We start from the raw sequence: 15854 nt of genomic DNA, 5'->3' as shown, positions 1-15854 counted from the left end.
GATTAAGATTTGAAATTCAAATATCAGGTACCGGTCGATTTCTGTAGGCTGGTATCTGATATTAAAATGTAAACAATGTATATGTTATGCTTAACAAAATTATCAAATATTTTTTGGAGAACCGAGTAATAACACTGTTATTACTTGTGGTTGTCCTTATATGGGGGCTGATTACAGCGCCCTTTAATTGGCATCAAAATGCGTTGCCGAGCGATCCTGTGCCGGTCGATGCGATTCCGAACATTGGGGAGAACCAGCAAATTGTGGCGACCGAATGGATGGGGAGGTCTCCCAAAGATATACAGGAACAGATTACCTATCCACTCACGACCTCCTTACTGGGCATCCCCGGCGTAAAAACAATCCGGAGCAGTTCGATGTTCGGCATGTCCTTCCTCTATGTCATTTTTGAAGAGGATGTTGAGTTTTATTGGAGCCGTTCCCGTATTCTGGAAAAACTGAATTCATTGCCTGCCGGCACATTACCATCCGATGTAACGCCCACGCTCGGGCCGGATGCCACTGCTTTGGGGCAGGTCTTTTGGTATACACTGGAGGGACGCAATCCCGAAACCGGAAAACCTACAGGAGGCTGGGACCCCGATGAGCTGCGCACGATTCAAGATTTCTATGCCAAATATAATTTGGCAGCATCGGAAGGGGTTTCCGAAGTGGCTTCCATCGGAGGTTTCGTAAAAGAATACCAAGTCGATATCAATCCAGATGCGATGCGCGCATACAATGTATCCGTAATGGATATCATGTCGGCTATCCAAAACAGCAACCTGGATATCGGTGCAGAGACGATCGAAATAAACAAAGCGGAATATCTGGTGCGTGGATTGGGCTACCTTAAAAGTGTCCAGGATCTGGAAGATGCCGTAGTGGCTGTGCGCAATAATGTTCCCGTAAAGATAAAAGACGTTGGGTTTGTCAATTTGGGACCCTCCACCCGACGCGGTGGATTGGATAAGGAAGGCGTGGAAGCAGTTGGCGGTGTAGTAGTTGCCCGGCATGGAACCAACCCCATGGAGGTCATCAATAATGTCAAGGCGAAGATCAAAGACATGGAGGCAGGTCTCCCCCAAAAAACATTAGAGGATGGGACTATTTCAAAAGTCACCGTCGTTCCCTTCTATGACCGTTCGGGTTTGATCCAGGAAACCATCGGAACGCTGGAAAATGCTTTAGCACACGAAATACTGATCTCTATTATCGTTGTCATCGTTTTGGTAATCAACCTGCGTGCATCGATTCTTATATCCAGTATCTTGCCCATTGGCGTATTGGCGACCTTTATCATCATGAAACAAATGGGGGTCGAGGCGAATATTGTTGCCCTTTCGGGTATCGCCATTGCCATTGGGGTTATGGTGGATGTGGGGATCGTCTTTATCGAAAGCATACTACGCCATATGGATGAAGAAAAAGCCAAGGGTGTTGAGAGTCGGGGGAAAGCCTTTGTAAACTTGATTTCCACCGCTGTTGCGGAAGTGTCGGGTGCTTTGTCAACGGCAATGCTCACCACGATCATCAGCTTTTTACCTGTTTTTATGATGGAAGCACAAGAAGGTAAGTTGTTCGGTCCCTTGGCATACACCAAAACCTTTGCTTTGGTTTCAGCCTTTGTGTTAGGCATTATTATCTTGCCAACACTGGCTTATTATATATTTTCAATCCGTATCAATGGGAGTAAAGTTCGCCGGATAGCCAACTACGTTTTGGTAGTTGCCGGTATCGCTCTTTGGATCTATACAGGTGTTTTTGTCGCGTTCGCATTGACTTTGATCGGAGTCAACAACCTGTTTACACCAAGATGGAAAGGAGAAAAAATTGCCAACTACGTTAATGTAGCTATCACACTTTTTGTAGCGATGTATTACCTGACGGTTGAGTGGCTGCCACTCGGCACGCAGGCAAGCACCACACTTAACTTTGTGTTCGTATTCTTTGCCATTGGTTCCATCCTGGGAATGTTATGGGCATTGGTGATCTATTATGAACAGATCCTGCGTTGGTCACTTTCCAACCGGTGGAAATTCATGGCCATCCCTATCATTACTTTATTATTCGGAATGTTAGCATGGATGGGCGTAGAGAAGAGTTTTGGTTTTGTTGCAAATGGCTTCGAAAAGACAGGTTGGAAATCATTTCGGGAGACTGCCTTCTGGCAAAAATCCACCGAAACATTTCCCGGTATCGGGGAGGAATTTATGCCAAGCCTCAATGAAGGTTCTTTCCTTTTGATGCCCACCAGTATGCCGCATACTGGGATTGAACAAAACCTGCAATTGATCAGAACACTTGATAAACGTATTCAAAACATACCGGAAGTCGAACTTATCGTAGGAAAATGGGGCCGTGTGAATTCTGCACTTGATCCGGCTCCTACACAGATGTTTGAAAATACGATCAATTATATCCCGGAATTTTATCTGGATGAAGACGGGCATCGTGAAAGGTTCAAGGTAAACAGTTCCGGAGAATTCGTGTTGAAAGGTGACAAGACCTATGCTGTTTCCGATGGTTTCCGTTCCATACCACGGGACAGTCTGATTGAAGATAAAAGCGGAAAATTTTTCCGCAGATGGCGTCCTGAAATTAAAAAGGCCGACGATATATGGCAAGAGATCGTCAATGTTTCCCATCTGCCCGGATTGACTTCCGCTCCTAAGTTGCAACCGATAGAAGCGAGAATGGTAATGCTTTCTACGGGAATGAGGGCTCCGATGGGGCTAAAGGTTTCGGGTCCGGATCTGGAGTCGATTGAAATCGGTGGCAAGGCCTTGGAAGCAGCCTTAAAGGATGTTCCATCTGTTATGCCATCGACCGTTTTCTACGACAGGGCTGTTGGCGCACCCTATATCGAAATCCATCTGAACCGGGATAGAATGGCCAGATACGGTATTACCGTTGCCGAGCTTCAGGAAGTAATCAGTGCGGCAGTCGGCGGTATGACGTTGACCACTACAGTCGAAGGCCGGGAACGGTTTCCCGTTCGCCTGCGCTACCCACGAGAATTACGGGATGACCCGGATGCGTTGCGAAAAATAATCATTCCGACAGCTACAGGAGCTCAGATTCCATTGGGGGATGTGGTGGATGTTGAATATGCCAAGGGCGCTCAGATGATCCAAAGTGAAAATACCTTTTTGTTGGGTTATGTAATCTTTGATAAAAAAAGTGGCATAGCGGAAGTCGACGTAGTATACGAAGCGGATCAACTCCTAAAGGAAAAAATAGCGTCTGGAGAACTGGATTTACCCAACGGGGTGACGTATAAGTTTGCCGGAAATTATGAACAGCAAGAACGTGCCGCAAAAAGGCTAATGCTTATTATACCACTGAGTTTGTTAGCCATTTTAGTAATTCTCTACTTTCAGTTCCGAACGGTTACAGCATCGTTAATTCATTTTTCCGGTGTTTTTGTAGCACTTGCAGGTGGCTTTATTTTATTATGGCTTTACGGGCAGCCCTGGTTTATGGACTTCTCTGTCGGAGGGACAAATATGAGGGATCTGTTCCAGATGCACAGCATCAATCTCAGCATTGCCGTTTGGGTAGGATTTATCGCCCTGTTCGGACTGGCGACGAGTGATGGTGTATTAATGGGAACATACATCCACGATACATTTGAAGCACGGAACCCCAGAACAAAAGATGAAATACGGGAAGCAGTCATATACGCAGGCTTAAAGCGTGTCAGACCGGCAGCGATGACCACTGCTACAGCACTGATCGCCTTACTGCCTGTCCTGACCTCTACCGGTAAAGGTGCGGAAATCATGGTACCAATGGCCATCCCGACTTTCGGCGGCATGCTGATCCAATCCATGACCATGTTTGTGGTTCCAGTATTCCAGTGCTGGTGGAGGGAATCTGCCACTAAAAAAGAAAATAGAAAAAATAATAAAAATATAGCGAATGAAAACGAATAAGATAAATCGGTATATAACCGTGGCTGTATTAACAAGCTTAAGCATTTTTTCGCAAGCTTTAGCCCAAGACTACCCCACCGATTCGCTGTCCTATTATATACAAGTCGCAATCGAAAATAATCCGGGTGTAAAATCACAAAAGTATGCGCATGAGGCATACCTTGAAAAAATTCCGCAAGCCGGAGCATACCAAGACCCCGAATTGTCCATGGAAGCATATACGATGCCTATGGAAATTATAGGAGGGCGTTCTATTGGAAATGTGAGCTTGATGCAAATGTTTCCATGGTTCGGCACGAGAAAAGCAGCTCGCACAGAGGCTACACATATGGCCAATATGCAAGATCAACAGTATCGGGAAGCCATAAATAATCTGATCCTTCAGGTCAGCACACAGTGGTACACGATGCAAAAATTGAACGAGCAACTCAAGAATAATCAGGAAAACCAAGTGTTTCTAAAACAATTGGAACAATTGGCAATACGGAAATTCTCTGCGCCCTCAAGCACCTCACAATCAAGTGTAGCACCCGTCGTAAGCAGTAATACGCCTTCCTCACCAACCAGATCTAGTGCTTCATCGGGTATGGGAGGGATGAGTATGGGAGGAGGCAATTCAGCTCCTGCTACTAATCAGAATATGAGTATGCCGTCCGGTGGTGGCATGGGAGCAATGGAAGGTGGCTCCGGATCGGGTATGTCAGAGGTGCTTCGTATCCAATTGGAAATTGTCGAAATTGAAAATAACATTGAAAGTTTACATGCTCAGATTAAAGCCGAAAAAGCAAAATTCAATGCATTGTTGAATCGGGAAGCAACTGAAAAGGTCATGCTGGGACAAGAGATCCACAAGCTGAATTTTTTATATAGCGAGGAAGAGGCACTAAGGGTTATTGAGGCAAACAACCCCATGCTTGAAATGATTGCCGAAGAAGGCTTGGCATTTAAGGCAAAAGCGGAAATGGATCGGAAAATGAGTTATCCCATGATTGGTATCGGTGTGGAATACATGGTTGTGGGAAGGACGAATAATTCAATGCTGGCCATGGACGGGATGAACGGTAAGGATATGGTCATGCCTATGGTTTCAGTGAGCCTGCCACTCTTCCGTAAAAAATACAATGCCCAGCAAAACGAAAGCAGGCTATGGCGAAAATCAAGCGAAGAGAACTTTAAAAACACCTTCAACACTTTGAAAAGCGAGTTTTACAGTCTCAAAAGCCAACTGGATGATGCTCAGCGTGCCATCGAGCTGTACGAAAAACAAACTACGCTCGCCCAAACGACATATAACCTGATCGTAAAAGAGTTCGTTACAGGCAAAAGTGACTTGACCAACGTTATTCAGGTGCAGCGGCAATTATTGGATTATCAGCTTAGGAAAGCTGAGGCCCTTGCAAACTATAATACGATGGTTGTGTCAATAAAAAAATTATTGGCAGACCATAAATAATGCAATTATTTTAAAATTATTAGCAATGAATAAACTGAAAAATATTTTTAGAAATAAGGCGGTAACTTACGGGGTTATATTATTGTCCGGATTACTGCTTGGCTGGACGATATTTGGCGGGAATTCGTCCCATGATCATGGGCATGATCTTGAAATGGAAGTGACCGAGGAAGGTGAAACCGTTTGGACATGCTCTATGCACCCCCAGATCAGAATGGACAAACCGGGTAAATGCCCTTTATGTGCAATGGATTTAATCCCATTGAAATCTTCCGGAGGAGGTGATGACGTGATTGACGATGACGCTATCCTGATGTCCGAAGAGGCCATCGCATTAGCGAATATACAGACTTCGGTTGTCGGTCATCAAGATGCTGTCAAAGATGTGCAGCTATACGGAACCGTTCAGGTAGATGAGCGTTTACAACAATCCCAAACATCGCATGTTAATGGACGTATTGAAAACCTCTACGTAACTTTTACTGGCGAATCCGTGAAAGAAGGTCAACTGATAGCCAAGATTTATTCGCCTGATCTGTTGACCGCACAACAGGAATTATTGGAAGCCGCAAAATTGCAGGATATCCAACCGGTATTGCTTGATGCTGCAAAAGAAAAGCTGCGTTTATGGAAGGTGTCAGAAAATCAGATAAGTGAAATCCTTGCATCTAACAGCGTTTCACCTTATGTAAATATATACGCAAATACAAGCGGTGTTGTCACATCAAAAAATGTAAACCAAGGAGATTATATCAACCAAGGAAGCGTATTATACACTATTTCAAACCTTTCAAAGTTATGGGTGATTTTTGATGCTTATGAAACCGACTTACCTTTTTTGAAAGTTGGGGATCAATTGGAATATACTTTACAGAGTGTGCCCGGAAAAGTATATAAAGGGCGGATAGCCTTTATTAATCCAATCATTGATGCTAGCTCGAGAACTGCAAAGGTTAGGGTTGAAGCCGATAATATAGACCGTAATCTAAAACCAGAGATGTATGCTACAGGACGTACTTCAGCTCCTTTGAAAGGAAAGGGTAAAGAGATAGTCATTCCCAAGTCGGCGGTTTTATGGACAGGGAAGCGCTCCATAGTTTACGTAAAACAGCCAAATACATCCACGCCTGCTTTTAAACTTCGGGAGATCGTCTTGGGCCCCTCATTGGGCGACCAATATGTTGTTATGTCGGGGCTGGAAAATGGCGAGGAAATCGTGACCAAGGGAGCTTTCACCGTTGATGCAAGTGCCCAGCTGGAAGGTAAAATCAGTATGATGAATAACGATGGCGCAGCATCGGCTGCCGGACATCAGCATGGCGATGCTCAAACCAATGTCAATAAGACCCATGATATGTTGAAAGTATCAGGAAATTGTGAAATGTGCAAAAGCCGGATTGAGAAAGCGGCGAAAAGTGTCAAGGGGGTGATTTCCGCAAACTGGGATGTTAATGCCAAAGTTATCCATTTGGATTTCGATTCAAAAGTAACCTCAAAAAGTGCCATAAGCAAAGCTATTGCTAATGTTGGTCACGATACAGAGCTGGACAAGGCTCCCAAGGCGGTTTATGACGGACTGCCGAGCTGTTGTCTGTATGACCGGAGATAATGGTACTTGATTAATATTAGATCATGAAAAAAAACCGAAAACGAACGAAAGCATACAAAGTAATTTTAACAGTTCTGTTAAGTGTGTTTGTGTTAATGCAATTTATAACCCCCCAAAGGAACCTATCGCCGGTTCCTGCGGGTCAGGTTTTCGTTGATTCATTTAAGGTCGATGCAAAAGTTAATGCAATCCTGTCGGTATCATGCTATGACTGCCATAGCAACAATACCCAATACCCTTGGTACACCAATGTTCAGCCTTTGGGTTGGTTCATGGCAGATCATATAACCAAAGGAAAAGAGAAATTGAACTTTGATGATTTGCCAAATTATAGCCCGAGAAGGATAAACTCAAAGTTCGCGCAGATTGTTGAGCAGATCGAGAAAGGTAAAATGCCGTTGAGGTCATATATGTGGATGCACAATGGTGCACGATTAAACAAAGAGGAGCAACAACTGTTGATTAATTACTTTGATAAGCAATTAAATATAAAATAGTTATGAAAACGCCATCACACCAGCCGGAGAATCATGAGAGCATGAACAACGGATCAACAACTCCAAAAATAGAACATAAGAATTCACATCATTCAGGGAGCTATAAAAAACTTTTATGGATGATGCTTATTTCTTTTGTACTCATGTTTTTCCTTATGTACGCGATGATAGATCAGTTGACAAACATGGTTTTTAATATCAATCAATTTTACATGGCAGGACTAATGGCTTCTCCGATGCTTATTGTGGAGTTGGTTTTGATGGCTAAGATGTATCCTGACAAGAAGCTTAATTCAATTCTAATTTTAGTAGGATTCGGCACCGCATTAGCATTCTTTGTCAGTATAAGAAAACAAACCGCTGTGGGGGATATACAGTTTCTTAAATCAATGATCCCACATCATGCTGGAGCTATTTTAATGGTCGAAGAAAGCAAACTGGAAGATCCGGAAGTAAAAAAACTGGCAGAAGAAATAATTTCTGCTCAAAATCGAGAGATTGAATTCATGAAAGCTAAAATTAAACAGCTGGAAAACAACGAATATCAAAAAGATGGAGCTTTGAAATAAAGCAATCGATATCCATTATAATCAAAAATTTTCAGCAATTTAAAATACTAACTCAAAAGAGAAGAGAAATGAAGAAAATAGCAGTAATAGGATATGGAGTCATCGGCAAAAGGATAGCCGATGCTATAGTAAAACAAAATGATATGACCTTAGTAGGGGTATGCGATGTCGTTAGTGATTGGCGAATTCAAAATGCTGTAAACAAAGGCTATGCTATTTATGCATCGACACCAGAAGCCGAAAAAGAAATGAACGCCTGCGGAATTTCAGTAAAAGGTAGAATTGCTGAACTTCTCACCAAAGTAGATTTGGTGGTAGATTGCACCCCTAAAAAGGTGGCAGCCAAAAATGTGCAGGCCTATAAGGAAAGAGGAATAAAGTTTATCGTTCAGGGTGGTGAAAAGCATGAAGTAACCCGACATTCTTTCAGTGCCGAAAATAATTACCAATCGGCATTAAATTTAGATGCTACGAGGGTGGTTTCCTGTAATACCACCTCGATCTTAAGAACACTCACCGCCTTAAAGAAAGCGGGTTTACTTGATTATGCCAGAGGAACACTCTTAAGACGAGCCACCGATCCTTGGGAAAGTCATTTGGGCGGTATCATGAACACTATGGTACCCGAAAGAGAAATTCCAAGTCATCAGGGACCGGATGCACAAAGTGTAGATCCTGACCTGAATGTTATTACCTCAGCTATAAAGGTTCCGCAAACCCTTAGCCATCTGCACTACTGGAACATAAAAATGACCAAAGCAGCTTGCAAAGAAGAGGTTTTGGAAGCTTTTAGAACATCATCTCGAATTAGACTGATCCAATACGATCAGGGATTGGTTTCAAACAACACGATAAAAGAGATGTTCCTGGATATGGGAAGACCTTGGGGCGATATGTATGAGGTCGCCCTCTGGGAAGATATGCTGAAGGTGCAGGGTGATGAACTTTTTTATGCCTATGTGGTAGATAATCAGGCTATCGTAATTCCTGAAACCATTGATGCGATAAGAGCACTGACAGGGATTGAACCCAGTGCTGAACAGTCGATTATCAGGACAAACAAAAGCCTTGGAATTAATTAAAGAACAGGTATTATGGACATGTATAAAAATATTGTTGGTCATTTAGGCGACAACGCCTCTTATTATTTAGATCATATTAGTAAAAAGATTACGAAGGATAAATTGCATTTACCTGATAATAGTTCCATTGATAAGGTATTTGTGAATAGTAACCGTAACTTACAGGTATTACGAAGTCTCTCTCAACTTTATAACCACGGAAATCTTGGCGGAACTGGATACCTGAGTATCCTTCCTGTTGATCAAGGTATTGAACATAGCGCAGCTTTTTCGTTTCATAAAAACCCCGATTATTTTGATCCTGAAAATATCATCAGGCTCGCCGTTGAATCAGGATGCAATGCCGTAGCATCAACCTTCGGTGGACTTGGTCTTTACGCCAGAAAGTACGCACATAAAATCCCTTTTATTGTCAAGATCAATCATAACGAGCTCTTGACCTATCCGAACACTTATAATCAGACCTTGTTTGGAACGGTTAAGGAAGCGTGGGATATGGGTGTCGTGGCGATTGGCACTACAATTTATTTTGGCTCTCATGAAAGTGATCGGCAAATAAAGGAAATAGCAGAAACCTTTGCGGAAGCACATGGTTTAGGAATGGCAACTATCCTTTGGTGTTATACCCGCAACGAAGCATTCGAAACCGATGAAAATGATTATCACAGTTCAGCGGATCTGACCGGGCAGGCCAACCATTTAGGGGTAACAATACAAGCAGATATCATAAAACAAAAATTACCGGACGCTAATTATGGTTTTAAGAACCTGCAATTTGGCAAATATAACGATGAGATGTACGATATTCTTACAACGGATCACCCTATTGATCTTTGCAGATTTCAGGTTACCAACTGTTATATGGGAAAAATTGGACTCGTCAATTCCGGGGGTGGTTCAAAAGGAGCATCAGATATCGTTGACGCTGTCACGACATCAGTAATTAACAAACGTGCAGGAGGTTCGGGATTGATATTGGGAAGAAAAGCTTTTCAAAGACCTTTTAGTGAGGGGGTCGAACTATTACAAACTGTCCAGCAAGTATATTTGGAAGATAAGATTACGGTTGCATAAGTTTTGACCCAAATGCTCATCTTCATCCAGAAAACCTAAACAGGAATGATGAAAACAGTAAAAATAAAAAAATACTCAGGGGAATTGCAGGATTTCGATATGAACAAGCTTATTAATTCTCTTCGGCGATCGCAAGCAGATGAGAATCTCGTCCAGCATGTGGCTCGTAATATCGTGGATCAAGTTGAAGAAGGGATGACCACCAAAAAGATCTATCAGATGGCTTTTAATATGCTGAAAAGCAGATCCCGGATAAGTGCTTCAAAATATAATCTGAAGAAGTCCCTGATGGAATTAGGTTCAACGGGCTTTCCTTTTGAAAAATTGGTAGGTAAACTGATGGAATTCGAAGGTTTTAATACTCAGGTTGGTGTTATTGTTCAGGGGGACTGTGTTTCACACGAAATAGATGTGATCGCAGAAAAGGAGAACAACCATTATATGATTGAATGTAAATATCACAATAGTCAAGGACGATTCTGTAATGTAAAGACCCCGCTATATGTTCAATCGAGGTTCGTGGACGTAAAGCAACGATGGAAGAGTCAAGTTGGACATGACACTAAACTCCACCGGGGAGGGCTTTATACCAATACCCGTTTCACCACCGATGCAATTCAGTATGGAACCTGCGTTGATTTAATGCTTGTTAGCTGGGATTATCCCCCGCAAAATTCATTGAAGGCGAGAATTGATAAAGCTGGTCTGTATCCTCTAACAGCATTGGCTACTCTCACTAAAACTGAAAAAAGACAGCTGTTGGACAAAGGAATCGTACTTTGCAAAGAAGTATACGAAAATCCAATCTTGTTAGAGCAATTGGGGATAAATGAGTCAAGGCAGAGGAAAATCTTAGATGATTCCCTAAAATTATGTAGCGCCATTAACACTTTAATATAATGTACAACTGTTATTTTAAACTCTAAATCATATAATATGAAAAGATACACATGTCCCATGCACCCGCAGGTGATGAAGGACGAACCAGGGAAATGTCCGCTTTGCGGAATGGATTTAGTTCCGATGGGAGGAGCAAAAAAAGAAGCTCACAGCCATCACGGACACCACCAACATCACGACCACAAAGAACATTCGCATCATAGTGAAAACCATAATCATCATTCCGATAGTGGCTACGACAAACACGAAGGACATCACACCCACGATTTCCTCAAACGTTTTTGGGTAAGTTTAATCATTACCGTTCCCGTTTTACTCTTATCGGAAATGATACAGCATTGGTTCGGTTTTACGATTGCTTTTCCGGGAGATAAATATGTACTGCTGACATTGGGAACTATCATTTACATCTATGGCGGAATGCCTTTCCTGAAAGGAATGGTAGGCGAAATCAAAGCCAAAGCCATCGGTATGATGACCTTGGTAGCCATCGCTATTTCGGTTGCTTACATCTATTCAGTTGCCGTTGTTTTTGGATTGCCCGGTATGGATTTCTTTTGGGAATTGGCAACCCTTATCGTGATTATGCTTTTGGGGCATTGGTTAGAAATGCGTTCTACAATGGCGGCTTCAAAAGCCTTACAGTCTTTAGTCGCTCTATTACCAAACGATGTTACGGTGGAACGACACGGAGAAGCTTTGAAAATAAAACTCGAAGACCTAAAAAACGGTGAAACCATTATCATCAAACCCGGTGAAAAAATTCCTGCCGATGGAACCATTGTCGATGGAGTTTCTTATGTGAACGAAAGTATGCTCACAGGCGAAAGTGTTCCGGTGAAGAAAGAAAAGGACGGAAAAGTAATTGCAGGTTCTATCAATGGTGAAGGTGCTTTGCGGGTTACGGCAACCGGAGTGGGCAAAGACAGTTACCTCAATAAGGTAATCAATTTAGTTCAGGATGCACAAGCAGCAAAATCGAATACGCAAAACCTTGCCGATAAAGTAGCCAAATGGCTCACTTATATCGCTATTGCGGTTGGGGTTATCACCTTTATTTATTGGTTTGGCAGTAGCGGAGATATTGCGTTTGCATTGGAAAGAATGGTTACGGTAATGGTTACGGCTTGTCCCCACGCCTTGGGTGTGGCTATTCCGCTGGTGGTTGCCATTTCTACAACGCTTTCGGCAACCAATGGTTTACTTATTCGCAACCGCACCGCATTTGAGACCACACGCAACTTATCCACCATTATTTTTGACAAAACAGGAACGCTTACCAAAGGTTCTCACGCAGTGGAAAAAGTTATCCCATTAACCGATAAATATGCTGCCGATGAAATGATACAATATGCAGCAGCCGTTCAGCAATATTCCGAACACCACATTGCAAAAGGTATTTTAAAAACGTTGAAAGAAAGAAACCTTGAACTATGGAAGTCGGAAAACTTCAGCTATATGGCAGGTATAGGTGTAAAAGCAGTTGTAAACGGAAAAGAAGTTGTAGCGGCAGGACCTAATTATTTCAAGCAGAACAACCTTACAGAACCCGAAACTCCAAAAGAAATCAATCAAAGCATTGAAACAGTCAATTATGTTTTTATTGACGGTGAAGTCATCGGTATTATCACGTTGGCAGACAGTATTCGTGAGGGTTCGCAAGAAGCCATTGACCAGTTAAAAAAGATGAACATCAAATCCATTTTGCTTACAGGCGACAATGAGAAAATTGCAAAAGCGGTTTCTGAACAATTAGGAATGGACGGTTATATCGCCAATGTATTGCCTCACGAAAAACAGGAAAAAGTAAAGGAATATCAAGCCAAAGGTGAAGTGGTTGCGATGACCGGCGATGGCGTGAATGATGCACCTGCATTAGCACAGGCAGATGTAGGTATAGCAGTAGGTTCGGGTACGGATGTAGCAGCCGAAACAGCCGATATTATTCTGGTAAACAGCGACCCAAGAGATGTAGTAAAAATGATTGACTTCGGTAAACGGACATATAAAAAGATGGTGCAAAATCTGCTTTGGGCAGTTGGCTACAATGTGATAGCCATTCCGCTTGCAGCAGGTGTGCTTTATCCGGATTTCGTTCTAAGTCCTGCAATGGGTGCGGTTTTGATGAGTGTAAGTACAATTGTGGTTGCGATTAATGCAAGCCTCTTAAAATTAAAACCGCTAAAATGATGGAGGTAATCAATCTCTTGTCGAATATAACAAAAACAATATGTTATGAGATATAATTTAATAATGCTACTTATGCTTATTACGATAAGCAGTAGCGCGCAGTCAGCACATTCAACCCATAAGCATAAAATGGATAATCCACAAGTAAATGTAAATGAGGAGGAAAAGGAACAACAAAAGGTATACACCTGTCCAATGCATCCAGAAATACTCTCCGATAAACCGGGAAACTGTCCCAAATGCGGGATGAAACTTGTCCCTAAAAAAATGGAGGGTAACGAAAGCCACGGAGAGATGAATATGAACAAGCAAGCTCATGAAAATGTTCCAATGCTTCCAGAGAAGATAATTGGTGGCGGGAAGGTTGTAAAATACCACTTATATGTAAAAGACACCATTGTTACCTATGGCGGAAAATCCAAAAGAGCTATTGCAGTTAATGGACAGATACCGATGCCCACATTGACGTTTACTGAAGGGGACACGGCAGAGATTATGGTGCACAACCTGATGGACGAAGCCACATCCCTGCATTGGCATGGTGTAATGCTGCCCAACAAAGAAGATGGTGTTCCTTGGTTGACCCAAAAGCCCATTGAGCCAAATTCTACCTATACGTATCACTTTCCGATAATCCAACATGGTACGCATTGGTACCATTCGCATTCCGGCATGCAGGAACAGATAGGTATGTATGGTTCTTTCATAATGAATAAACGTGAGGATGATCCCACATTCAGGAAAGGTATTGATGATCTACCTACAGTTCCTTTGATTTTAAGTGAGTGGACCAATTTAAATCCAGATAACGTCCACCGGATGCTTCATAATGCCAATGACTGGTTTGCAATTAAGAAAGGGACAACCCAAAGTTATCTGGAAGCTATAAAAGAAGGACATTTTAAAACGAAAGTTACAAACGAGTGGAAACGTATGCTTGCGATGGATGTCAGTGATGTTTATTATGATAAATTTTTGATCAACGGCGCAGATGGGCAGCAACTCTCACAATTTAAGGCGGGAGACAAAGTTCGGTTGAGGATCGCTAATGGTGGTGCTTCATCCTATTTTTGGATCAATTACGCAGGTGGAAAGATTACCGTCGTTGCCAGTGACGGGAATGATGTCGAACCGGTTGAAGTGGATAGGCTAATCGTGGGTGTTTCGGAAACTTACGATATCATAGTTACCATTCCTGAGCTAAATAATTCCTATGAGCTATTGGTTACCCCTGAAGATCGCACCGAATCTGCATCGATTTATATCGGAGAAGGAACGAAAGTACCACATCCCCCACTTCCGAAACTTAAATACTTTGAGGGCATGAAGATGATGAATGACATGATGAAAATGAACGGGGACATGAAGGACATGGGGATGAAAATGAGTCTCCAAAAGATGGACATGAATTCGGTAATGTATCCCGAGATCACAGGTGATAAAAATGGTAATAAAGCGATGGATAAAATGGAAATGGACTCCTCAATGGATCACTCAGCTCATGATATGTCAAGTTCTGACATCGTTACATTAAATTACGACATGCTTAAATCACCATACAATACCGAACTGTTAAAAGATCAACCGGTAAAAGAAGTGACCTTTACGCTCACAGGGAACATGAACAGGTATGTCTGGAGCATGGACAACAAGGTTCTTTCCGAAGTGGATAAGATTCCTGTCAAGAAAGGAGAAATTCTCAGGATTAAACTGTTCAACAATTCCATGATGCGGCATCCAATGCATCTCCACGGATTTGATTTCCGTGTCCTAAATAGTAATGGAATACAGTCCCCGCTAAAGAATGTCATTGACATCATGCCTATGGAAACGAATATCATTGAGTTTGCTGCCAATACCGAAGGTGACTGGTTCTTCCATTGTCATATTATGTATCATATGATGGCAGGTATGAACCGAGTTTTTGCAGTAGGTGATTATCAAAACCCAAACCTGCCTAACAAAGAAAAAGCATATAAAAAACTGCAAAAAGAGAGCAATGGATGGCATTTTATGGCTGAGAACGACTTTGCTACAAATGGTAACGACGGACAGGCAATGCTTCAAAATACACGCTGGAAACTTAGTACCGAATGGAGATTAGGTTATAATAATCGCCATGGATATGAAACTGAAACGCACTTCGGTCGATATATCGGAAAGATGCAGTGGTTTATGCCTTTTGTAGGTTTCGATTGGAGATATCGGGAATTTGGCAGCCATGAGATTGAAAAGAATATGTTCGGACAGAAAAACACGAAAAATAAAAGAGCCAAACTAAGTGCAGGTTTCGTTTACACTTTACCTATGCTGGTCGATTTTCAAGCCGAGGTATATACAGATGGCATTGTTCGTCTCCAATTAGGAAGAGAGGACATCCCATTGACACCCAGATTGAGAGGGGCATTTATGGTAAATACAGACAAAGAGTATATGGGCGGTCTGAAATACATATTGACCAGAAATATTGCGGCGACTACCCATTATGATAGCGATATGGGTTGGGGATTTGGATTGAATTTGTCCTATTAAGTCTGACTTT

The 15854-nt window shown here is 42.3% G+C and carries 11 protein-coding genes and 1 pseudogene; 11 read left to right on the top strand and 1 reads right to left on the bottom strand.

The features are described 5' to 3' along the window. Positions 1-86: 86 nt before the first annotated feature. Both QW060_RS09035 and QW060_RS09030 read left to right on the top strand, forming a co-directional pair. Positions 87-3938 carry an efflux RND transporter permease subunit gene (locus QW060_RS09035; protein ID WP_290363290.1) on the top strand — a complete coding sequence of 1284 codons (3852 nt, stop codon included), beginning with the start codon at positions 87-89 and terminating at the stop codon, positions 3936-3938. Further along, positions 3925-4377: pseudogene (locus QW060_RS09030) on the top strand (TolC family protein); the annotation flags it as partial. The gene QW060_RS09035 and the pseudogene QW060_RS09030, both read left to right, overlap by 14 nt. Here QW060_RS09030 and QW060_RS09025 read toward each other — a convergent pair. Further along, a complete protein-coding gene (locus QW060_RS09025; RefSeq protein WP_290364797.1) occupies positions 4377-4553 on the bottom strand; it encodes a hypothetical protein in 177 nt (58 codons plus the stop codon). The pseudogene QW060_RS09030 and the gene QW060_RS09025 sit on opposite strands and share 1 nt — an antisense overlap. Before the next feature lie 31 nt (positions 4554-4584). Here QW060_RS09025 and QW060_RS09020 point away from each other — a divergent pair, with 31 nt between their 5' ends. The 9 genes from QW060_RS09020 to QW060_RS08980 all read left to right on the top strand — a co-directional run bounded on the left by QW060_RS09020 (position 4585) and on the right by QW060_RS08980 (position 15844). Further along, positions 4585-5391 (top strand): TolC family protein, encoded by an 807-nt coding sequence (locus QW060_RS09020; protein WP_290364738.1) that lies wholly within the window; start codon positions 4585-4587, stop codon positions 5389-5391. 25 nt (positions 5392-5416) lie between these two features. Beyond that, positions 5417-7000: an efflux RND transporter periplasmic adaptor subunit gene (locus tag QW060_RS09015; protein WP_290363289.1), complete on the top strand. Its 1584-nt coding sequence runs from the start codon at positions 5417-5419 to the stop codon at positions 6998-7000. Between the two features lie 23 nt (positions 7001-7023). After that, positions 7024-7497 (top strand): heme-binding domain-containing protein, encoded by a 474-nt coding sequence (locus QW060_RS09010; protein ID WP_290363288.1) that lies wholly within the window; start codon positions 7024-7026, stop codon positions 7495-7497. A 2-nt stretch (positions 7498-7499) separates the two neighbouring features. Continuing rightward, positions 7500-8066 (top strand): DUF305 domain-containing protein, encoded by a 567-nt coding sequence (locus QW060_RS09005; RefSeq protein WP_214649527.1) that lies wholly within the window; start codon positions 7500-7502, stop codon positions 8064-8066. Positions 8067-8134: 68 nt separating this feature from the next. Continuing rightward, entirely contained in the window at positions 8135-9148 is a 1014-nt protein-coding gene (locus QW060_RS09000; protein WP_091097028.1) for a type II glyceraldehyde-3-phosphate dehydrogenase, read from the top strand. Between the two features lie 12 nt (positions 9149-9160). Beyond that, on the top strand, positions 9161-10222 hold the full coding sequence (locus QW060_RS08995; RefSeq protein WP_290363287.1) for a class I fructose-bisphosphate aldolase: 1062 nt from the start codon (positions 9161-9163) through the stop codon (positions 10220-10222). Between the two features lie 45 nt (positions 10223-10267). Further along, complete coding sequence (locus QW060_RS08990) at positions 10268-11122, top strand: restriction endonuclease (protein ID WP_091097024.1); 855 nt, start codon at positions 10268-10270, stop codon at positions 11120-11122. Between the two features lie 36 nt (positions 11123-11158). Beyond that, complete coding sequence (locus QW060_RS08985; protein WP_091097022.1) at positions 11159-13312, top strand: heavy metal translocating P-type ATPase; 2154 nt, start codon at positions 11159-11161, stop codon at positions 13310-13312. 129 nt (positions 13313-13441) lie between these two features. After that, positions 13442-15844 carry a multicopper oxidase domain-containing protein gene (locus tag QW060_RS08980; RefSeq protein WP_290363286.1) on the top strand — a complete coding sequence of 801 codons (2403 nt, stop codon included), beginning with the start codon at positions 13442-13444 and terminating at the stop codon, positions 15842-15844. Positions 15845-15854 lie beyond the last annotated feature (10 nt).

The organism is Paenimyroides ceti (assembly GCF_030409925.1).
The sequence above is the reverse complement of the archived record's forward strand: the minus strand, read 5'-3'. Positions and strand labels throughout refer to the sequence as shown.

Bases quoted from the DNA above. Each gene is read 5' to 3' on its own strand.
- QW060_RS09035 (WP_290363290.1), top strand. From the start codon at position 87: ATGCTTAACAAAATTATCAAATATTTTTTGGAGAACCGAGTAATAACA.
- QW060_RS09020 (WP_290364738.1), top strand. From the start codon at position 4,585: ATGCCGTCCGGTGGTGGCATGGGAGCAATGGAAGGTGGCTCCGGATCG.
- QW060_RS09015 (WP_290363289.1), top strand. From the start codon at position 5,417: ATGAATAAACTGAAAAATATTTTTAGAAATAAGGCGGTAACTTACGGG.
- QW060_RS09010 (WP_290363288.1), top strand. From the start codon at position 7,024: ATGAAAAAAAACCGAAAACGAACGAAAGCATACAAAGTAATTTTAACA.
- QW060_RS09005 (WP_214649527.1), top strand. From the start codon at position 7,500: ATGAAAACGCCATCACACCAGCCGGAGAATCATGAGAGCATGAACAAC.
- QW060_RS09000 (WP_091097028.1), top strand. From the start codon at position 8,135: ATGAAGAAAATAGCAGTAATAGGATATGGAGTCATCGGCAAAAGGATA.
- QW060_RS08995 (WP_290363287.1), top strand. From the start codon at position 9,161: ATGGACATGTATAAAAATATTGTTGGTCATTTAGGCGACAACGCCTCT.
- QW060_RS08990 (WP_091097024.1), top strand. From the start codon at position 10,268: ATGATGAAAACAGTAAAAATAAAAAAATACTCAGGGGAATTGCAGGAT.
- QW060_RS08985 (WP_091097022.1), top strand. From the start codon at position 11,159: ATGAAAAGATACACATGTCCCATGCACCCGCAGGTGATGAAGGACGAA.
- QW060_RS08980 (WP_290363286.1), top strand. From the start codon at position 13,442: ATGGATAATCCACAAGTAAATGTAAATGAGGAGGAAAAGGAACAACAA.